The sequence below is a fragment of the Cupriavidus sp. C3SS-1 genome (assembly GCF_057073755.1).
Map to the genome: position 1 here is coordinate 1,668,236 of NZ_CP172699.1, position 20,372 is coordinate 1,688,607.

A 20,372-nucleotide genomic window follows, 5' to 3' on the forward strand; every position below is an offset into this window, starting at 1 on the left:
GCCGTGCCTCCTGCTCTCAACGCTTCGCCAGCCAGCCCCACTGCCATGTATCAAGCCTCACGCCGCAAGTTCTCGCTCTCCGTTCTGGCGATATCCGCCGTCGCCATGGCCGTTCCCGCCGCTACCGCATTCGCCGCGGACAATGCCGAGCCCATGCACATCATCGTCGGCTACGCGCCGGGCGGTGCAGCCGACAGCCTGGCGCGCATCTATGCCGAGCAGTTGCGCCAGGATGGCCACGGCACGGTCATCGTGGAAAACCGCCCCGGCGCCTCCGCGCGGCTGGCGCTGGACTACGTCAAGCGCTCGAAGCCCGATGGCAAGACCGTGTTCATCGGCCCGTCGCCGCTCTTCACCATTTTCCCGCTGACCTACAAGAAGCTGTCGTATGACGCCGACAAGGACCTGGTCCCGGCCGCCGTGCTGACCGACGTGCCAACGGTCGTCGCCGCGGGCGTGCAGCAGCCCTACAAGAACATGAAGGAATACTTGGACTGGGCGCGCCGCAATCCGGACAAGGCCAGCCTGGGCCTGGCCACGATCGGCAGCGCGGGCCATCTCGGTACGATCGCGCTGGGCAAGGCGGCAGGCGTGGCCATTACGCCGGCCGCCTATCGCGGCGCATCGCCGATGCTCGTCGACGTGATCAGCGGCAATGTGTCGATCGGCTGGGATGCGGTGGCCAGCATGATGCCGCTCTACAAGGGCGGCAAGCTGCAGTTCCTGGGCGTGAGCGGCACGCGGCGCGCCAAGGCGCTGCCCGACGTGCCCACCATGAAGGAACAGGGCTTCAGCCAGTATGACTACGCGACCAGCTGGTACGGCGTGTTCGTGCCCGCCGGCACGCAGCCCGATGTACTGGCCAAAGTGGAGAAGATGTTCCTGGCCGCGTCGGCGAACCCGTCCACGGCAGCCAAGCTGGAAGCGCTGGGGCTCGAGGTGGTGGCCAGGCCGGGGCAGGAAGCGCGGCATCGCATTCAGGTCGAACGCGCCGCGTGGCGGCCGATCGTGGAGGCGACTGGCTTCGTGGCGGAGGACTGATGAAGGAGTGCAAGGCGCCGGATCGCGTCGCCGTGAGCGACGGGGTTTCTCCCCTCTCCCGCAAGCGGGAGAGGGAGCACCGCTAATCCGCCTTCACCCCCAGCGTCTTCGCCAGCGGAATCCACCGCGCACGCTCATCGCGCACGAACTGGCCAAACGCCTCCGCCGAACCCGGCATCGGCTGCGCGCCGATCGCGTGCAGCTTGTCCTGCAGGTCCTGCTGCTTCAGCGCGTCGTTGATGGCACGGTTCAGCCCCGCCACCACCGTATCAGGCGTGCGCGACGGCGCCACGACGCCGAACCATGCGCTGGCCTCCAGCCCAGGATAGCCCAGCTCCTGCATGGTGGGCACGTCCGGCAGCAGCGGAAAGCGGCTGCGGTCCAGGATCGCCAGCGCATGCAGCTTGCCGCTCCTGGCCTGCTGCATCGACGAAGGCAAGGCGTCGAACATGATGTCGATGTTCTTGCCCATCAGGCTGATGATGGCCGGCGCGCTGCCCGCGAACGGCACGTGCGTGACCTTGAAGCCAAGCTGCGATGCCGCGTATTCGCCGGCCAGGTGCGTGATATTGCCGCTGCTGGCCGAACCCATGGTGAGCTTGCCGGGCGACTGCTTGCCCAGCGCCACCAGCTCCTTCACGGACTTCACCTGCAGGTCCTGCCGCGTGACCAGCAGCAGCGGCGACTTGCCCATGCCCGCCACCGGCTTGAAGTCCTTGACCGGGTCGTACGGCAGCGTGGTGTAGAGCGCGCTGTTGATGACCAGCGGCGCATTGGAGCCCACCAGGAAGGTCTTGCCGTCGGGCTCGGCCCGAGCCACGGTCTCGGCGGCGATGATGCCGCCCGCCCCACCCTTGTTGTCGATCACGATGGGCGTGCCTAGCGTGAAGCTGGCCTGCTGTGCCACCAGCCGCGTGATCTGGTCCGCCGCGCCGCCGGGCGGATAAGGCACGACAAAGCGAATCGGCTGCGCGCGTGTCTGCGAACCTGCGGGCGTAGCCATGACGCTGAGAACGGCTGCCGCAACGGCAGCTGCGAGGCGCAACGGGAATCTGGTCTTCACTGCTGTCTCCTCCTGGTTGGTATCTGGTTTGCAGCGACCATCGGCTGGTCCTACAACACGCCGTCCTTGCGCAACGCTGCGATGCGCGCAGCGTCGTAGCCCAGTCCCTCAAGGACCTCGTCGGTGTGCTCGCCCAGCGTGGGTGCGGAATGCTCGTAGCGGATCGGCGTATCCGACAGCCGGATCGGATTGGCCAGCCCCGGCGCGTTCATGCCGGCACTGTGCGGCAGCGACACCTGCATTTCCCGATGGCGCACCTGCGGGTCTTCGAACACCTGCTGCATGTCGTAGATGGGGCCGCACGGCACGTTGGCGGCTTCCAGCAGCTCGACCCATTCGGTCATGGTGCGCGCGAGCATGGCCTCGGCCACCTGCGGGATCAGTGCCTCGCGGTTGCGGTTGCGGTTCCCGGCCGTGGAGAAGCGCTCGTCGTCGGCCAGATCGGGCCGCCCGATCACCTTGCACAGCGCGCGGTACTGGCCGTCATTGCCGACGGCCACGATGACATCGCCTTCCTTGCAGCGAAACACCTGGTACGGAACCATGTTCGAGTGCGCATTGCCCATGCGCTGCGGGACCTTGCCCGACAGGAAGTAGTTGATGGCCTGGTACGAGTTGATGGTCACCACGCAGTCCAGCAAGGCCATGTCGATGTACTGGCCCACGCCGCTCACATGGCGGTGCTCCAGCGCGGCCAGGATGGCCGTGGTCGCGTACATGCCCGTCAGCAGGTCGGTGATCGCGATGCCCGACTTGACCGGGCCGCCGCCGGGCTCGCCATCGGGCATGCCGGTAATGCTCATCAGGCCGCCCATGCCCTGGAACACGAAGTCATAGCCGGGCAGCGCCGCATACGGCCCGCTCTGGCCGAAGCCGGTGATCGAGCAGTACACCAGCCGCGGGTTGATGGCGCGCAGGTCCTCGTAGCCGAGCCCGTAGCGCGCCAGCGTGCCGACCTTGTAGTTCTCGACCACCACATCGGCCTCGCGCGCGAGGTCGCGGATGATGGCCTGGCCCGCGGGCGTGGCGATGTCCACGGTCACCGAGCGCTTGCCCCGGTTCGCGCTGAGGAAGTAGGACGAATCGCGCGTCTCCTGCCCGCGCGCGTCGCGCAGGAACGGCGGGCCCCAGGCGCGCGTGTCGTCGCCGGCGCCGGGACGCTCGATCTTGATCACGTCCGCGCCCATGTCGGCAAGGTTCTGCGTGGCCCAGGGGCCGGCCAGCACGCGCGTGAGGTCCAGCACCCTGATGTGTCCGAGGGCTTTCTTCATGTGTCTCCTTCGTGTTCCTGGTCTGTGCTGCCCGGCTGCTCCAGGCGGACAGCCGAAGCTCAGCTTAGGAGTGCCCCGACATCGGTGTCCAATATTCATTTGCTCGGCGCCGATATCTCAGGGATATCACCTGGCAACAAATGAATATTGGACGAAGCCATGCCGCTCCCCTTAGCCTTGGCTGCAAGACGCTCTGGTCGGACGCGGCCGAACCGGCCGGCATCCCGAAGCTATAGGCAGTATTCACAGATTCAGAAACGGAGAGACCACAACATGGCTGAATTCCTTCGCTACGAGCAGCAGGGCCACATCGTGACCCTGACCATGAACGAGCCCGAGCGCCGCAACCCGCTGACCGGCAATACCGCCGTCGACGAGTTCCTGGCGGCCATCGACCGCATCCACGGCGACCGCAGCGTGCGCGCGGTCATCATCACGGGTGCGGGCACCGCCTTCTCGTCGGGCGGCAATATCCGCGACATGGAACGCCAGGCCTCGGGCGAGGTCAGCGGCATGGAGATCCGCCAGGACTATCGCTGCGGCATCCAGCGCCTGCCGCTGGCGCTGTTCAACCTGGAGGTGCCGGTGATCGCCGCCGTCAACGGTGCGGCCATGGGCGCCGGCCTGGACCTGACCTGCATGTGCGACCTGCGCATTGCCTCGGAGCGCGCGCAGTTTGCGGAGTCGTTCGTGCGGCTGGGCATCATCCCCGGCGATGGCGGCGCGTGGCTGCTGCCGCGCGTCATCGGGCTGTCGCGCGCCGCCGAGATGATTTTCACGGGCGAGCCCATCAGCGCCCAGCAGGCGCTGGAGTGGAACCTGGTGTCACGCGTGGTGCCGGCGGAAGAACTGCTGCCCGCGGCGCACGCGCTGGCCGAGCGCATCGCCGCCAATCCGCCGCATGCCGTGCGGCTGGCCAAGCGGCTGATGCGCGAAGGTATGCATACGCGGCTGGACACGCTGCTGGAACTTTCGGCCGGCTACCAGGCGCTGTCGCACCAGACCGCCGATCACCGCGAAGCGGTGCAGGCGTTCCTGGAGAAGCGCAAGCCGGTGTTCACGGGGAACTGAGTTTGTGTGACGGGGCGGCCTGGCCGCCTAAGATTGCGTCAGGCAGGCGGTTCCCGCTCATACCGGCCGTGCCTCCGCGAGCACCTGGCCCCGCCACTTCAGCGGCAGGTCCGAAGGCGTCAGCAGATCGACGCGGATGCCGAGCATTGACTCCAGTTCATCCTGCAGGCCGCCGAGGTCGAACAACGTCGCACCCGGCAAGGCATCGACGAGCAGATCCAGGTCACTGCCATCCTCGTCAGTGCCATCAGCACGGAGCCGAAGACGCGCGGGTTCGCTGCGCGGAAGCGGCTGGTCGCTTCGCGCACCGCGCTTCGCTTCATGTCAAGCGCAACCGACGGTCGCATGGGCATCCTTTCCATCAAAACTTGCTGCGATGGTAAGAAAACGAGATTCGAAATTCCAGGACCGCCTCCTGCCGATTGTGTCCCGTCAACCGTTACGGATTCCGTCTACCCCGCTGCCCCCAGCGAACCCTCCACATTCCGCACCAGGCTGACCAGCCGGGGCCCGACGTCTTCCAGCAACTGCTTGCTCTGCTGGCCGAACACGGGCACCGACGCAGCGAACAGCCACGCCTCGCCGTCGCGGCGTGCGCGCATCGGCGCAGCGATCGACTCGATTTCCCGATGCAGGTCGCGGTGGCCCCGGCAGAAGCCGTGCGCTTCCAGGTCGTGCGCCGCCTCCGCCAGCCTTCCCCGCAGCCAGGTTTCACGCTGTGGATCCGTAACGCGCAGGTGCTCCAGGAATGCGTTGCGCTCCGCATCGCCCATCATCGACAGATAGGCACGGCCGGATGCCGTGCGCGACATCGACACACGCGTACCGACCTCCGGACGATAGACATGGCTGCGGGCTCCCTGCGCGATTTCAACATAGGTCAGCGTGTGCCCGTTGCCGACCATCAGTTCCACCTGCCCTTCGATGTGGTCGGCCAGCTCCTGCATCAGCGGGCGCGCGAGCTGCCGCACCGTCATGCGCGCCAGCGCCGGCGCGGCCAGGTTCACCAGCCCGACGCCCGGCACGTAGCGCGACAGGCGTTCCGAATAATGCAGCAGGCCCAGTTCGCACAAGGTGTCGAGCAAGCGGAACAGGGTCGGCTTGGCCAGGCCGGTGCGCTCCATCAGTTCCCGGCTGCTCAGCTCCTGCACGGTCGGCGAGAAGCAGTTGAGGATGGAAATGCCGCGCGCCAGCGCACTGACCAGGCGAGCTTCGCCTTCGGCCTCACCACCCCCAACAGGCGGCGACGTCATCGAAATCTGTGATTCATTAGCCATATCAACGTCGGAGTCTGGAGTTTTTTGATACCAGTGTCTCAAAACCCGGATGTTGCCCTTCGCTTTTTCCGAAGTCAAATCCGGTATTTTGGGTTTACGTGGCAAATTTCCGACGCGAGAATCCCAAATCATCGTATCCGACGATCACTTTTCGATACCAACGTCTCAATATCCGATCCGTCGCTCGTCACTCGCTATCCGAAGCTGCTTTTCAGGAGACAACCGCATGCAACAAGCCGTCATCGTCGACGCCATCCGCAGCCCGATGGGCCGCTCCAAGCCGGGTTCGGCTTTCACCGAACTGCACGCCACCGAACTGCTGGCCCAGGTGCTCAAGGGCCTGGTCGAGCGCAACAAGCTGGACCCTGGCCTGGTGGACGACGTCATCACGGGCTGTGTCACGCAGGCCGGTGAGCAATCCGCCGGCCCGGGCCGCGTGGCCTGGCTGGCTGCTGGCTTGCCCGACCACGTGCCGGCCACCACCATCGATCGCAAGTGCGGCTCCAGCCAGCAGGCCGTGCACTTCGCCGCGCAGGGCATCATGGCCGGCGCCTATGACATCGTGATCGCGTGCGGCATCGAGTCGATGAGCCGCGTGCCGATGGGTTCGGCGCGTATCGGCCAGAATCCCTACGGCCCGTCGATGGAAGCGCGCTACGCGCCGGGCCTGGTGTCGCAGGGCGTCGCCGCCGAACTGGTGGCCGCCAAGTACGAACTGTCGCGCGAACAGATGGACGGCTACTCGGCCCGCTCGCACGAACTGGCCGCCGCCGCGCGCGAAGCCGGCGCGTTCCGCCGCGAGATCCTGCCGATCGTCACGCCCAACGGCGTGGTCGAGCATGACGAGACCATCCGCGCCGGCACGTCGGTCGAGAAACTCGGCACGCTGCAGGCCTCGTTCCGCAATGACGAACTGAGCGCGCGTTTCCCGCAGATCGGCTGGAACGTGACCGCGGGCAATGCCTCGCAGATCAGCGACGGCGCCTCGGCCATGCTGCTGATGAGCGAATCGATGGCACAGCGCCTGGGCCTGAAGCCGCGTGCGCGCTTCGTGGCCTTCGACGTGTGCGGCGACGATCCGGTGATGATGCTGACCGCACCGATCCCCGCCAGCCAGCGCGCCATCAGGAAGAGCGGCCTGAACCTCGACCAGATCGACCACTACGAGATCAACGAGGCGTTTGCCTGCGTGCCGCTGGCCTGGCAGAAGGCGCTGGGCGCCGATGCTGCGCGCCTGAACCCGCGTGGCGGCGCGATCGCGCTGGGCCACCCGCTCGGTGCGTCGGGCGTGCGCCTGATGACCACCATGCTGCATGCGCTGGAAGACAGCGGCGGCCGCTACGGCCTGCAGTCGATGTGCGAGGCCGGCGGCATGGCCAACGCGACCATCATCGAACGCCTGTAACGCTTTTGCGCAGGCCGGGATCTTTCCCGGCCTGCGCTGTATTTCCCGAACACCCCAATTCCTGAATAGCACCGGAGACTCAAGATGAAACTGACCGCTGATATGTCCGCCGTCGTGACCGGCGGCGCGTCCGGCCTGGGCCTGGCCACCGCACGCCGCCTGATCGAGCGTGGCGTGAGCGTGGTGATCGCCGACCTGTCCGAAGAACGCGGCCATGCCGCCGTCGACGAACTCGGCCCCAAGGCGCGCTTCGTCAAGGCCGATGTCTGCGACACCGACCAGATGAACGCTGTCTATGACGCCGCCGAAGCGCTCGGCCCGCTGCGCGCGCTGGTTCACTGCGCCGGCCTGGGCGCCCCAGTGCGCGTGGTCGAGAAGGACGGCTCGCCGGGCTCGCTGGAGAAGTACGAATCGGTGGTGCGCATCAACCTGATCGGCACGTTCAATGCGCTGCGCCTGGGCGCCGCCCGCATGGCCAGGAATGAAATTGTGGACGGCGAGCGCGGCGCCTGCGTGCTGACCGCTTCGGTGGCCGCCTATGAGGGCCAGATCGGCCAGATTCCGTATTCGTCGGCCAAGGCCGGCATCGTCGGCATGACGCTGGTGGCCGCGCGTGACCTGGCGCAACGCGCCATCCGCGTCTGCACGATTGCCCCCGGCCTGTTCGACACGCCGCTGCTGGCCAAGCTGCCGGAAAACGTGCGCACCTCGCTGGGCGCCATGGTGCCGCACCCCGCGCGCCTGGGCGCGCCGGACGAGTACGCCTCGACCGCCCTGCACATCCTCGAGAACATCATGCTCAACGGCGAAACCATCCGCCTGGATGGCGCCATCCGGATGGCCCCGCGCTGAGCCGCTGATTTCTTCACGACCGATCCCAAGGAACCAAGGACAAGCATGAGCGAAACGCTGCAACTCGAAACACGCGGCAACATCCTGCTGATCACCATGAACCGGCCCGAGGCGCGCAACGCCATGGACTTCGAGACCGCGACGGCGTTGGCCGCCGCGCTCGACCAGCTCGAGTCGCGCGACGACCTGAGCGTGGCCATCCTGACCGGCGCGGGCGGCACCTTCTGCTCCGGCATGGACCTCAAGGGCTTCCTGGCGGGCAAGCGCCCGAGCCTGCCGGGCCGCGGCTTCGGCGGCCTGACCGAGGCGCCGCCGCGCAAGGTCCTGATCGCCGCCGTCGAAGGCTATGCCCTGGCCGGCGGCTTTGAAATGGCCCTCGCCTGCGACCTGATCGTGGCTTCGAAGGCCGCCAAGTTCGGCCTGCCCGAAGTCAAGCGCGGCCTGGCGGCCGCCGCTGGCGGCCTGATGCGCCTGCCGCGCCGCATGCCGTACCACATCGCCATGGAGTACGCCCTGACCGGCAATCTGCTCGGCGCCGAGCAGGCTCATGCCTACGGCCTGGTCAATCGCCTGACCGAGCCGGGCCAGGCGCTCGAAGCCGCGCTGGCGCTGGCCGGGGAAGTCGGCGCCAATGGCCCGATGGCCGTGGCGGTCAGCAAGCAGATCGTCAGCGAATCGGCTGACTGGTCGGCGGCCGAGATGTTCGAGCGCCAGCGCCCGATCGTTGCGCCGGTGTTCTCTTCGGCCGATGCGCGCGAAGGCGCGGCCGCGTTCGCGGAGAAGCGCAAGCCGGTGTGGACTGGCAAGTAAGCGGCAAGTAAGCGGCAAATAAGCGGCAAATAAGCGGCATGAAGCGGTAACCCTTGCCCGTGCGGCCGGCCTTTTGCGCCGGCCGCACTGCCATCCACGCCTTGCAGCACTGCAGCACCACAGACAAAACCATGGAGGAGACCACCATGATCACCCGGCTGCCACAATCGCTGTTCAAGACTTCCGCCGCGCTGATGCTTCCGGGCATCCTGGGCGCGGCCGCCCTGCCCTACGCCGCGCAGGCCGCATCCGCGTGGCCCGACAAGCCCATCACCATCATCGTGCCCGGCGCGCCCGGCGGCACCACCGATATCCCGACGCGCCTCGTCGCGCAGAAGCTGTCGGTCCTGCTCGGCCAGCCCGTCGTGGTAGACAACCGCCCCGGCAGCGGCGGCATCATCGGCACGCAGACGTTCATGCGTGCGGCCGCCGACGGCTACACGCTGCTGGTCGGCAACACCGGCTCGCACGCCATCAATTACAGCGCCTACAGCAAACTGACCTACAAGCCTCAGGATTTCGTGCCGCTTACGGACATGATCTCCTTCCCGAACGTGCTGGTCGTCAACGCGCAGTCGCGGTACAAGACCGTGGCCGATCTGGTCGCGCAGTTGAAGAAGTCGCCCGGGAAGTACTCGTATGCCTCGGCGGGCATCGGCCAGACCACGCACCTGACCTCGGAGCTGTTCCGGTTGCGCACCGGCACCGAAGTCATCCATGTGCCGTACAAAGGGTCCACGCCGGCCACCACCTCGCTGCTCGCAGGCGAAACGACGTTCATGTTCGACAACATGACGCAGGCGTTGCCGCATATCCGCGCCGGCAAGCTGCGCGCGCTGGCCGTCACCAGCGCCGAGCGCCTGCCCGGCCTGCCCGATGTGCCGACCATGGAACAGGCCGGGATCAGGGATTTCGTGGTAATGGGCTGGCTTGGCGTTTTCGCGCCGGCGAAGACCCCGCCCGCGGTCCTTGCCGCGCTGCAGGAGGCGCTGGTCAAGGCCATGCGCGATCCCGAGATCGTGGCCAAGTTCCGCGAGATGGGCGGCATCGCTGGTGGCGAACCACAAACGAAGTTCGCGGCGCTCGTCGACAGCGAGGTGAAGCGCTGGGGCGAGACCATCAAGGCATCCAAAGTCAGCCTCGACTGAGGTACCTTCGCGACGCCTGCGAGCGAAGTCTGCGCGGGCCTGACCGATAGCCGCACAGGACATTTGCCGCGAGCCACCGGGCGGGTGCCAGCCACATTGACACCCGTCCGGCCAGCCCCTACGCTGGCTTCACTCGGTGAATTCAGCGCCTGCTTAATCCTCATGTGAAATGGCGCGAGTCATCGGGACAACAATAACGACCCGAGACGTCCCCCGTGCCCTCCCGCTTCCACGCGCTCCGCCCGGCGCTCCCCATTCTCGTCGGCGCCTCCGTCATGCTGAGCCTGGCTATGGGCCTGCGCCAGAGCCTGGGCATCTTCATGCCGCCGCTGACGAAGGACCTTGGCATTTCGGTGTCCGACTTCACCGTCGCCATTGCCGTGCAAAACCTGGCCTGGGGACTGCTGCAGCCGCTCGCGGGCGCGTGGGCCGCGCGCGTTGGCTTCCGGCCGTTGATGATGACTGGCTCGCTGCTCTATGTGATCGGGCTGGTGCTGCTGTGCACCTCGCACGGAATGGTAGGCGTGACACTCGGCGCGGGCGTGGCCATCGGCGCGTCGATGGCGTGCACGGGAAGCGCCATCTCCATGGCGGTAGCGGCGCGGCCGGTGCCGGCGGCCATGCGCAGCACGGTGCTGGGCCTGGTATCGGGCGCCGGCTCGCTGGGTGCGCTGATCGCGGCGCCGATTGGCCAGGTGGTCTCGCAGTCGTTCGGCTGGCGCACCGGCGTGGCGGCGTTCGTCGTCCTGGCATTGGTGATGCTGCCCGCTGCCTGGTTCGCCGGCCGCGTGGACCGCCTGCCTGTCGCTACGCCGCAAGGGGCGGACCAGGGCAACGCGCGCCAGGCGCTGGGATCGGCCCTGCGCCACGTACCGTTCCTGGTCATGGCGATGGCCTATTTCGTTTGTGGCATGCAGCTGGTCTTCCTTACCACGCACCTGCCCTCATACCTCGATATCTGCGGCATGGACCCGATGCTCAGCGCGAAGGCGCTAGGCGTCATCGGCGGCTTCAACGTGCTGGGCAGCATCTTCTTCGGCTGGGCCGGCGGGCGCGTCAACAAGCTCTTGCTGCTGGGCAGCATCTACACCATCCGCTCGCTGGCGCTGACCTGGTATTTCTCGTCGGCACCCACGCCGGCGAGCACGCTGGTGTTCGCGGCCGTGATGGGTTTCCTCTGGCTTGGCGTGGCCCCCCTGGTGGCGGGCTGGATCGGCGAGACCTTCGGGCTGCGCTGGCAGGCCATGATCGCTGGCATGGCCTTCTTCAGCCACCAGATCGGCAGCTTTGTCGGCGCGTTCGGTGGTGGCCTGGTGTATGACGCGCTGGGATCGTACACGCTGGCGTGGCAGGTCGGCGTGGGGCTCGGCCTGAGCGCGGGGCTGGCGCAGATCGCCTTTGCCGTAGCGACGCAGCGCCGACCGCCCGCACTCGCCGCCACTTAGTCCCGGTATCAGGCCTGTCACCATGAGCCGTCGCGCCGCGACGGCTCAGTGCCACGCGCTGCCGACCTGGATGTAGAAGGCGTTCTGCCCCTTGCTGTGGGCGACGTCGATACCCATCGATACCCCGAGCTTGCGCGCGATCATGTAGCGAAAGCCCGCCCCCACGCTGTAGACATTGCTGGCATCGGAGAAGTCATTCCAGCGCCCATAGGCCTTGCCGGTCCCGGTGAAGCCCAGCACCGACCAGCGCGGCGTGACATCCCAGCGCAGCTCCATTTCCGCCATGACGGCATTGCGGTCCTGGTAGCGGCCCTTCTGCACGCCACGCAGGTCGACGTAAGGCTGCGCGTAGAACGGGACATCGCCGGTGGAAAAGCGCGTGTCGGCGCGCAGCCCCAGGATCAGCGTGCGTGCCAGCGGCAGCCAGGTGAAGCCGCGCGCGTTGTACATATTGAAGGTCTGCGTGCTGCCGAAACCGACGCGTGCAAACTGTGCTTCCAGTTCGGCATAGCTGCCGCGGTTCGGATAGAAGATGTTGTCGCGCGAGTCGTAGTCGACCACGATGCCGCCCTTGCCGATGCGCTGGTCCTTTTCGATATTCCCCAACTCGGTGGCGCTGCCAAACTTGAACGTGGCCGATGAATCGAACATGACGTAGCGTGGCCCCACGTACCAGGGCGAGTCACCGATGCGGACCAGGAACTGCTGTACCAGGAAGTTGCCCTGCAATTCGTAGGCGCGCGCCTGGTTCAGCTGACCAAAGTAATCGAGCTGGGCATCCACTTTTGCAATCGCGCCGAGATACCGGTAGCGGTCGCCGTCCCAGGTGTGGAAATGGCCCAGGCCAGCCGCCCAGGTGCCATTTTCCGTGTAGGCGCCGCCAACCACCGTGATATTCGGCGGCGCAGGGCCCTTGCCGGATGCCCTCGCATTGGCGGCGGCTTCGGCCATGGACTCCGAGAAGAACACCAGCCCGAGTCCGAAGCCATAGCCCACCGCAGGCTCGGTGATGATGGTCGGGACCGGCAGCGCACCTTTGTGGTTGAGCAGGTAGTCGCTCGCGTCGAACATGCCGTCCTCGGGATCGAAGAAGGACAGGCTGCGCGCGGGCTTCGCTTCTGGCGACGCCGGTGCCATTGGTGGTGCGGCGTCCTGCGCCAGCGCCGGACCCCAGGTCGCCAGTCCCAGCGCGGCCAGTAGCGCGGCCATCGTGTTCCGGGCAGATGGTGGCAGGGTTCTCATGCTGATCTACGTGTGCGTCCGGCTTGCCGCACGCCGTGGTTTAAGGTCAAGGCCGAATGTATCCCGGCATGGCGGCCAGACTTGGCCTGCCGTCATGAAACTTTTCGAAGCACGAATTCAACGGCATGGTCCGCGCGTGCGCTCGTGGCACCGTTGCTGGGCGGCATGCGGCCGGATCCGCCGCCCGCCTGCACTACAATGCGGGGTTTCCCAGCTCCGCGCCACCACGCCCCATGACGACCCTCGGAACCCCCCTTTCCCCTTCGGCCACCAAGGTCATGCTGCTCGGCTCCGGCGAGCTCGGCAAGGAAGTGCTGATTGCGCTGCAGCGGCTTGGTGTGGAAACGATTGCCGTGGACCGCTACGAGAACGCACCCGGCCAGCAGGTCGCCCACCACGCGCGCACCATCGCCATGAGCGACCCGGCACAGCTCAAGGCGCTGATCGAGGCGGAAAAGCCGCAGCTTGTGGTGCCCGAGATCGAGGCCATCGCCACGCCGATGCTTGAGCAGCTCGAAGCCGCCGGCGTGGTGCGCGTGATTCCCACCGCGCGCGCCGCGCGCCTGACCATGGACCGCGAAGGCATCCGCCGGCTCGCCGCCGAAACCCTGGGCCTGCCGACCAGCCCGTACAAGTTCTGCGATTCGCTCGAAGAACTGCAAGCCGCGATCGACGGCGGCATCGGCTACCCGTGCGTGGTCAAGCCGGTCATGAGCAGCTCCGGTAAAGGCCAGAGCAAAATCGACGGCCCCGAAGGCGTCAAGGCTGCGTGGGAGTACGCCATGGCAGGCGGACGCGTCAGCCACGGCCGCATCATCGTGGAAGGCTTTATCGACTTCGACTACGAGATCACCCTGCTGACGGTGCGCGCGCTCGGCGCCGATGGCCAGGTCGAAACCCACTTCTGCGCGCCGATCGGCCACGTCCAGGTCAGCGGCGATTACGTCGAAAGCTGGCAGCCGCACCCGATGCACCCGGCGGCGCTGGAAAAGGCGGAGCACATTGCACGCGCGGTCACGTCGGACCTCGGCGGCCAGGGCCTGTTCGGCGTGGAACTGTTCGTCAAGGGCGAGCAGGTCTGGTTCAGCGAAGTCAGCCCGCGCCCCCACGATACCGGCATGGTCACCATGGCCACGCAATGGCAGAACGAGTTCGAGCTGCACGCGCGCGCCATCCTGGGCCTGCCGGTCAGCACGGCGCTGAAGAGCCCCGGTGCCAGCGCCGTGATCTACGGCGGCGTGGAGGCCCGGGGCGTCGTATTCGACGGTGTGGCCGAGGCGCTGCGCGTGCCGCAGACCGAGGTCCGTCTGTTCGGCAAGCCGGAAAGCTTCACCACGCGCCGCATGGGCGTGGCGCTGGCCTATGCCGACGATGTCGACACCGCGCGCGCGCGCGCCAAGGAGGCGGCCAGCCGCGTCAAGCCGCGCGTGGCGGGCTGATGCTTACCGCATCGGCGATGCCTTCTTCTCGGGTGTCGCCACTTGCGCCACTTGCGCCGCCGCAACCTGCGCCGCGGCCAGCAGGGAATTGGTGCGTGCCCCGGTCAGGTCCGCGCCTGAGGGCGCCTGGTACAGGCGCAGGCTCAGTTCGGGCAGGATCGCCAGCAGGTGGTCGAACAGATCGCCCTGGATGCGTTCGTAGTCCATCCACCCGGTCAGCCGCGTGAAGCAGTAGACCTCGACCGGGATGCCGTGCGAATCGGGCTCCATCATGCGCACGTTGAGAAGCAGGTCCTGGTGGATCTCCGGATGCGCCTTCAGGTAGGCAATGCCATACGCGCGGAAGGTGCCGATATTGGTCAGACGGCGGCGGTTGACCGCATCGCTGCCGGCCTCGACCAGCAGCCGGTTGGCCTCGTCGACTTCGGCCTGCTTTTGTTCCAGGTAGTCGTGCAGCAGGCGGAAGCGCATCAGCGCATGGACTTCGTCGTCGCTCAGGAACCGCACGCTGCCGGCGTCGAGGCGCAGCGTGCGCTTGATGCGGCGCGCGCCAGATTCGAACATCTGGCGGTAGTTGCGGTAGCTTTCCGAAAACAGCTTGTAGGTCGGCACCGTAGTCACGGTGTTGTCCCAGTTCTGCACCTTCACCGTATGCAGGGCGATGTCCTTGACGTAGCCGTCGGCATTGCATTGCGGCATCTCGATCCAGTCGCCGATGCGCAGCATGTCGTTCGAGGTCAGCTGCGTGCTGGCCACCAGCGACAGCAGCGTATCCTTGAATACCAGCAGCAGCACCGCGGACAACGCGCCGATGCCCGACAGCATCCACAGTGGCGAGCGGTCGATCAGGATCGACAGCACCAGCACGCCGCACACCAGCCACAGGCCCAGCCGCCCCACCTGCACGTAGCCCTTGATCGAGCGTGTCTGCGCGCGCGTGCTGCCGGCATAAACGTCTTGCCAGGCGCCCAGCGCGCCGATCATCATCATGAAGATGCAGACCCACGTGCCCGCATGCGTGATCCGTTCGACGGCTTGCGCGTAGCGGCCGATATTCGGGACCTCGTCGGCGCCTACGGTAATCACCGCAAACCACACGGCATAGCCGAAGCGCCGGTACACGCGGTGACGCATGAGCCCCTTGCTCCAGCGGCCGTTGCCGGCCATGACCAGCAGCCGGTGCGCCACGCGCGATACCACCTTGGCCACCAGCCACTGGGCGACCGTGGCGACCAGGATCAGGATCGCCATGTAGACAAGGTTCTGCGCCCACGGGCGGGTGGGCATGGAGTGCTGGATCAGGTCCGGCAGGGCATCGAAGTCCATGAAAGCACGAATAGGCGGTTCACTCAGCCGCCCAGTGTACAAAAACGCGGCGGCAGCGCGCGGGCGGGCCTCCTTTGCCCCCCTGCCGGCTAGGCGGCGGGCATCGCCGTGGCCTCCGCCGCGCCGGGCTGCCCCTGCCCCGCGTACATCGCAAGCAACTGTTCGTCGGTATAGCCCCAGTCGGCCGGGTCTTCAAAAGCCACCACGCTGTCGTCGCTTTGGCGCAGGTCGATGACCTGCGGCGGCAGCGCACGCGAGTCCGCCACCGAGTAGAACGCCATCACGCGCGGCCGCAGCGGCTCGGATTCATGCTGGGCGCAGACTACCGCCAGCCGGTTCGAGCGCAGCCGCAGCACCGTGCCGAGCGGGTAGATGCCCACGGTACGCGTAAAGGCCTTGAACACGCGGCGGTCGAACAGCGTGTCGACGCGTACCGCCATGTATTCCATGGCGCGCGCGGGCGACCATTCCTGGTGGCCCGGGCGGCTGGAAGTCAGGGAATCGTACGTGTCGCAAATGGCCGCGATCTTGGCGTGGACGCTCAGTTCGCGCCCCATCAGCCCGAACGGATAGCCGCGTCCGTCCACGCGCTCGTGGTGGTGCACGCACACGTCCAGCACGACATTGGCGTTCACGCGCGCTTCGTTCAGGATGCGGTAGCCCGTTGACGGATGGCGGCGGATCTCCTCGTCCTCGCCGGGCTTGCGCGAAGCGGGCTTGTGCAGCACGGCCTCGGGCAGCGTCAGCTTGCCGATGTCATGCACCAGGCCGGCCAGGCCCAGGTCGCGGACCTCTTCGGGCGGCAGTTCCATGGTCCGCCCGACCGCGACCATCAGCGCGCACATGGCGAATGCGTGCATGTAGCTATAGTCATCGCGCGCCTTGAGCCGCGCCAGTGCGATCAGAGCCTGCGAATGCCGCGACAGCGACTGCGACGCCGAGTCCACCAGCAGCAGCGCGCCGTCGACCTCCAGCGCGCGCCCCATGCGCACGTCGGTGAACATCGAGCCGATCACTGACTTGCCCGACTGCAGCAACTCGCGCGCGTGGCCGAACTCGGCCTCCAGGCCGATGGCGGGGACTGGCGCGGGATCCGGCTCCGGCGTCTCCCAGGGGTTCAGCGCCGCCGGCGGCGTTGGCGCGTTGCGGCCCTTGAGGATGTCGATCCACAGCTCCTGCACGCCCGAAGACCGGATCTGGCCGACCTGATCCTCGCTGGTCACCAGGAACTTCGATCGAGAGAATGCCCGCGCATGCCAGGGCCCGCCCAGCTTGGCAACGAACATGCCGACCTGCAGTTGCTCCGCCTTGATTCGTCTCAACATGCATTGCCCCGTGTGAAATGGTGCCTCGTTCCGCCCCATATCGGCAGCCGCGGCCAGGACTTTAGGAAAATATGCAGCTGGAACGGAGCCGGCCGCCGCTGTCAAGCCACCGGACAATGTCCAGACGGGCTCCTCGGGCATTCCCGCCACACGGCCGGGCCCGGCTACAATGGCCCGCCAATCGCTTACCAGACGCCCGCAGACGCTCGCCGGTCATCCCATGTCCAGAACGTACACGCTAGTCGGCATTGCCCGCGCCAAGACCAATCGCCGCGAAGCTCTGGTTTCCCAGCTCGATTCGCTGCGCTCGCGCGGGTTGACGGAGCCGGGCTGCCTGAACTACCACGTCGGACAGGACGCAGAGGATGCCCAGGTTGTCGTGGTCTACATGGTCTGGGACTCCAAGGGCGCGCTGGAATCGCACCTGAACCGCGAATATATGCGTGACTTCCACGCCACGCGGCAGGAGCTGCTCGAAGGCGATTTCGACTTCCGCTGGCTGAACGCGGCCTAACGGTGCCAACGGCGCCGCGCGCCGCCTGTCTTGTCAATCTCCGCTGCCCGGTCTATCACTCTGGATGACGCCCCATGCCTTGCGGGGCGTGGCAGGAGCGCGCCATGGATGTCAGGGATGGTTTTGTCGGCACGATCGGACATACGCCGCTGATCCGGCTCGGCGGGTTGAGCGCCGAGACCGGCTGCGACATCTATGGCAAGGCTGAATTCCTGAATCCCGGCGGTTCGGTCAAGGACCGCGCCGCCCTCTACATCATCCGCGACGCCGAACGCCGCGGCACGCTGCGGCCGGGCGGCACGGTCGTCGAAGGCACCGCGGGCAATACCGGCATCGGCCTGGCGCATATCTGCGCGGCGCGCGGCTACCACTGCATCGTGGTCATTCCCGATACGCAGTCCCCCGAGAAGATGGCGCGCCTGAGCATGCTCGGCGCCGAGGTGCGCGCGGTCCCGGCCAAGCCGTACGCCGACCCGGACAACTACCAGAAGATTGCCGGCCGGCTGGCGGCGCAGACCGATAACGCCATCTGGGCCAACCAGTTCGACAACGTGGCCAATCGCCAGGCCCACTACGAAACCACCGGCCCGGAAATCTGGCATGACACCGCCGGACACCTCGACGCTTTCGTCTGCGCCACCGGTACCGGCGGCTCGCTGGCAGGGATCTCGCGCTGCCTGAAGGAACACAATCCGCGCGTGCGCATCGTGCTCGCCGATCCCTGCGGCAGCAGCCTCTACAACTTCGTCAAGCACCGCGAACTGAAGTCCGAAGGCAGCTCGATCACCGAGGGCATCGGTTCCAGCCGCGTCACCGCGAACCTGCAGGACACCGTGATCGACGACGCCGTGCGGGTCGACGATCAGGCCTGCGTCGACATGGTCTATCGCCTGCTGCGCGAGGAAGGGCTGTTCCTGGGCGGCTCCACGGGCATCAACGTCGCGGCCGCCGTCGCGCTGGCGCGCGAAATGGGCCCGGGCCATCGCATCGTCACCCTGCTCTGCGACCGCGGCGATCTTTACTTCGGACGGCTGTTCAATCACGATTGGCTGGCCGGCAAGGGGCTGGTTCCGACGCCATTCACGCACGCGTCGCCGCATGCGGGCTAGCGCCCTCGATCCGCCCTCAGTCCTCCTTCAATCCGCCTTGAGTCGCCGCCACAGCGTGGTGGGGCTGATCCCCAGGATATGGCAGGCCGCATTGCGATCGCCGCCGCATTCGGCCAGCACCCGGCGGATATGCTCGGTCTCGCTCGCCTGCGCGACACCCGCCAGCGAACGGCCGACACGGCGCCCAGGGCTGCTGCGCGTGCTTTCCTGCGCGGGGATGTCGACGAAAATCCGCGCCTCGGGTGCTGTCCCCACATCATCGCCGAACAATTCCGGCACCGCGGCATGCAGTTCGCGCTGCAGTTCGGCGGGCTCCAGCGGGCGGCCCGCCACGAGCACCGCAATGCGCTCGGTGACGTTTTCCAGTTCACGGATATTGCCCGGCCAGTGATAGCCAGCCAGGCGCAGGCGAGCGACCTCCGGCAGGCCCTCCTGATGCTCCAGCCCCAGACGTTCCAGCGCGCGCCGGTAGAGCAGGTCCGCGAGTTCCGGCAAGTCCCCGGCGCGCTCGCGCAGCGGCGGCACCTCGATGCGCAGGATGTTGAGCCGGTAGTAAAGGTCCTGGCGGAAGCTGCCTTCGCGCACGCGCTGCGGGAGATCGCGGTGCGTGGCGGCGATCACGCGCACGTTGACCGGCACGGCCTCAAGCCCGCCGATCGGCAGCACCTGCTTTTCCTGCAGCACACGCAGCAGTCGCGTCTGCAGCGCCAGCGGCATGTCGCCAACCTCGTCAAGGAACAGCGTGCCGTTGTGGGCCGACTCGAACAGGCCCGCCTTGCCGCCGCGCCGTGCGCCGGTAAACGCGCCCTCTTCATAGCCGAACAGTTCGCTTTCGAGCAGCGCCTCGGGGAACGCCGCGCAGTTGACGGCCACGAACGGGAAGGCGCGGCGCGGGCTGGCGTCGTGCATGCCCTGCGCCAGCACCTCCTTGCCGGTGCCGCTCTCGCCGCCGATCAGCACGGTGGAATCGACGGCCGCATAACGCCGCGCCAGATCGCGCAAGTGCGCCATGGCGTCCGAAGTGCCAGCCAGGTCTTCCAGGCTGTAGCGCACCCCGGGCAGCCGCGTCCGGCTGCGCGAGCGCAGGTTGCGGTCCACGCGCTGGATGGCGGTCGCGTCCTGCAGGGTCAGCAGCGCACCCGTGGTACCCGACTCGTTGACGAGCGGGATGCGATTGACCACGACCATGCGGTCGCCCACTTTCTGGATCGCCTCGAGTTCCTTCGCGCCGCTCTGGATCACGTCATCCAGCGACAGACCCGGCGACAGCGCCTGCAGCTTGCGTCCGACCGCACTCGCGGCCGGTGTGCCGAGGAAACGCTCCATCGCCGGGTTGAATGACTGGATGCGGCCTTCGCCGTCGACCGCGGCCACGCCCTCGTTGAGGTGCGCGAGGATGTTATTGACGTAGTCGCGGCGCCCCGACTCGATGCGCCGCAGGCGTGCCGCCTCGATGGCATCCTCCAGCGCCATGCGCACGGAATTGCCCGAGTACAGGAACACGCCGATCAGGCCGAGCCGGTCCGCCAGGTCGGTCACCAGGCCAGGGCCGACCACCACTTTCACGCCTTCCTGCTTGAGCGTCTGCACCCGCGCGGTGGCGTCGTCCTCGGTCAGATAGGTGTACGCGGGGATCGACAGCGAAAACGCACGCGTGAATTCGTCGACCTCGGCGTACGTGGACGCGTGCGTCACGAGCGCCACATGGGGCGAGATGCGCCGAGCGGTCGCCAATGCGCTCATCACGTCGAAACCGGTCACCTTGACCAGCACGACCGGAAGGTCCACGTGCTGGCGCAAGTAGGCGCCATTGGAGCCGCCCGATACCACGACGTCGAGCTTGCCTTCGCGCGCCTCGCGCCGAATGGCGTCGGCCGCGGAGTCGTAGGCACGGCCGACGATGCGGAACTCGGCCAGGTGAGAATAGGCTGGAATCAGTTCCGCGAAGGCGCGCTGCAGGCGGCTGATGCCCAGGGCCCAGATGCGCGGCAGGCCGGAAGGAGAGGCTGAGGGTGGCATGGTGCTTCGACGGTA

At 67.0% G+C, this 20,372-nt stretch carries 17 protein-coding genes and 1 pseudogene; 10 read left to right on the forward strand and 8 right to left on the reverse strand.

Features of this window, described 5'->3' with window-relative positions; genetic code table 11:
* Positions 1–45: 45 nt before the first annotated feature.
* On the forward strand, positions 46–1,041 hold the full coding sequence (locus ACIGJC_RS07700) for a Bug family tripartite tricarboxylate transporter substrate binding protein (protein WP_483711404.1): 996 nt from the start codon (positions 46–48) through the stop codon (positions 1,039–1,041).
* Between the two features lie 82 nt (positions 1,042–1,123).
* On the opposite strand, the gene ACIGJC_RS07705 is transcribed toward ACIGJC_RS07700, so the two are convergent.
* Positions 1,124–2,044, reverse strand: a complete 921-nt coding sequence (locus ACIGJC_RS07705) for a Bug family tripartite tricarboxylate transporter substrate binding protein (protein WP_483711491.1) — start codon at positions 2,042–2,044, stop codon at positions 1,124–1,126.
* Between the two features lie 110 nt (positions 2,045–2,154).
* Positions 2,155–3,375, reverse strand: coding sequence for a CaiB/BaiF CoA transferase family protein (locus ACIGJC_RS07710; RefSeq protein ID WP_483711405.1), 1,221 nt, complete (start codon positions 3,373–3,375; stop codon positions 2,155–2,157).
* A 273-nt stretch (positions 3,376–3,648) separates the two neighbouring features.
* Between ACIGJC_RS07710 and ACIGJC_RS07715 the strand changes: the two genes are divergently transcribed.
* Positions 3,649–4,446 carry a crotonase/enoyl-CoA hydratase family protein gene (locus ACIGJC_RS07715; protein WP_483711406.1) on the forward strand — a complete coding sequence of 266 codons (798 nt, stop codon included), beginning with the start codon at positions 3,649–3,651 and terminating at the stop codon, positions 4,444–4,446.
* A gap of 57 nt (positions 4,447–4,503) precedes the next feature.
* Here ACIGJC_RS07715 and ACIGJC_RS07720 read toward each other — a convergent pair.
* Together ACIGJC_RS07720 and ACIGJC_RS07725 are read right to left on the reverse strand one after the other, a co-directional pair.
* Positions 4,504–4,793: pseudogene (locus ACIGJC_RS07720) on the reverse strand (nucleotidyltransferase family protein).
* Positions 4,794–4,898: 105 nt separating this feature from the next.
* Positions 4,899–5,699, reverse strand: a complete 801-nt coding sequence (locus tag ACIGJC_RS07725; protein WP_483711407.1) for an IclR family transcriptional regulator — start codon at positions 5,697–5,699, stop codon at positions 4,899–4,901.
* A 250-nt stretch (positions 5,700–5,949) separates the two neighbouring features.
* Between ACIGJC_RS07725 and ACIGJC_RS07730 the strand changes: the two genes are divergently transcribed.
* The 5 genes from ACIGJC_RS07730 to ACIGJC_RS07750 all read left to right on the forward strand — a co-directional run bounded on the left by ACIGJC_RS07730 (position 5,950) and on the right by ACIGJC_RS07750 (position 11,383).
* Positions 5,950–7,128, forward strand: coding sequence for a thiolase family protein (locus tag ACIGJC_RS07730; protein WP_483711408.1), 1,179 nt, complete (start codon positions 5,950–5,952; stop codon positions 7,126–7,128).
* 84 nt (positions 7,129–7,212) lie between these two features.
* Entirely contained in the window at positions 7,213–7,980 is a 768-nt protein-coding gene (locus tag ACIGJC_RS07735; RefSeq protein ID WP_483711409.1) for an SDR family NAD(P)-dependent oxidoreductase, read from the forward strand.
* A 45-nt stretch (positions 7,981–8,025) separates the two neighbouring features.
* Complete coding sequence (locus tag ACIGJC_RS07740; RefSeq protein WP_483711410.1) at positions 8,026–8,790, forward strand: crotonase/enoyl-CoA hydratase family protein; 765 nt, start codon at positions 8,026–8,028, stop codon at positions 8,788–8,790.
* A gap of 146 nt (positions 8,791–8,936) precedes the next feature.
* A complete protein-coding gene (locus ACIGJC_RS07745; protein WP_483711411.1) occupies positions 8,937–9,938 on the forward strand; it encodes a Bug family tripartite tricarboxylate transporter substrate binding protein in 1,002 nt (333 codons plus the stop codon).
* Between the two features lie 275 nt (positions 9,939–10,213).
* Positions 10,214–11,383, forward strand: a complete 1,170-nt coding sequence (locus ACIGJC_RS07750) for an MFS transporter (protein WP_483711412.1) — start codon at positions 10,214–10,216, stop codon at positions 11,381–11,383.
* Between the two features lie 45 nt (positions 11,384–11,428).
* On the opposite strand, the gene ACIGJC_RS07755 is transcribed toward ACIGJC_RS07750, so the two are convergent.
* A complete protein-coding gene (locus ACIGJC_RS07755; RefSeq protein ID WP_483711413.1) occupies positions 11,429–12,625 on the reverse strand; it encodes a BamA/TamA family outer membrane protein in 1,197 nt (398 codons plus the stop codon).
* A gap of 233 nt (positions 12,626–12,858) precedes the next feature.
* Between ACIGJC_RS07755 and purT the strand changes: the two genes are divergently transcribed.
* On the forward strand, positions 12,859–14,064 hold the full coding sequence (gene purT / locus ACIGJC_RS07760) for a formate-dependent phosphoribosylglycinamide formyltransferase (RefSeq protein WP_483711414.1): 1,206 nt from the start codon (positions 12,859–12,861) through the stop codon (positions 14,062–14,064).
* 3 nt (positions 14,065–14,067) lie between these two features.
* On the opposite strand, the gene ACIGJC_RS07765 is transcribed toward purT, so the two are convergent.
* Both ACIGJC_RS07765 and ACIGJC_RS07770 read right to left on the reverse strand, forming a co-directional pair.
* On the reverse strand, positions 14,068–15,390 hold the full coding sequence (locus ACIGJC_RS07765; protein ID WP_483711415.1) for a mechanosensitive ion channel family protein: 1,323 nt from the start codon (positions 15,388–15,390) through the stop codon (positions 14,068–14,070).
* Between the two features lie 89 nt (positions 15,391–15,479).
* On the reverse strand, positions 15,480–16,715 hold the full coding sequence (locus tag ACIGJC_RS07770; protein WP_483711416.1) for a cyclic di-GMP phosphodiesterase: 1,236 nt from the start codon (positions 16,713–16,715) through the stop codon (positions 15,480–15,482).
* 220 nt (positions 16,716–16,935) lie between these two features.
* Between ACIGJC_RS07770 and ACIGJC_RS07775 the strand changes: the two genes are divergently transcribed.
* Complete coding sequence (locus ACIGJC_RS07775; protein WP_483711417.1) at positions 16,936–17,229, forward strand: putative quinol monooxygenase; 294 nt, start codon at positions 16,936–16,938, stop codon at positions 17,227–17,229.
* Between the two features lie 104 nt (positions 17,230–17,333).
* On the forward strand, positions 17,334–18,338 hold the full coding sequence (locus ACIGJC_RS07780; RefSeq protein WP_483711418.1) for a cysteine synthase A: 1,005 nt from the start codon (positions 17,334–17,336) through the stop codon (positions 18,336–18,338).
* A gap of 27 nt (positions 18,339–18,365) precedes the next feature.
* Here ACIGJC_RS07780 and prpR read toward each other — a convergent pair whose 3' ends face one another.
* Positions 18,366–20,357, reverse strand: a complete 1,992-nt coding sequence (gene prpR / locus ACIGJC_RS07785) for a propionate catabolism operon regulatory protein PrpR (RefSeq protein ID WP_483711419.1) — start codon at positions 20,355–20,357, stop codon at positions 18,366–18,368.
* Between the last annotated feature and the right edge of the window lie 15 nt (positions 20,358–20,372).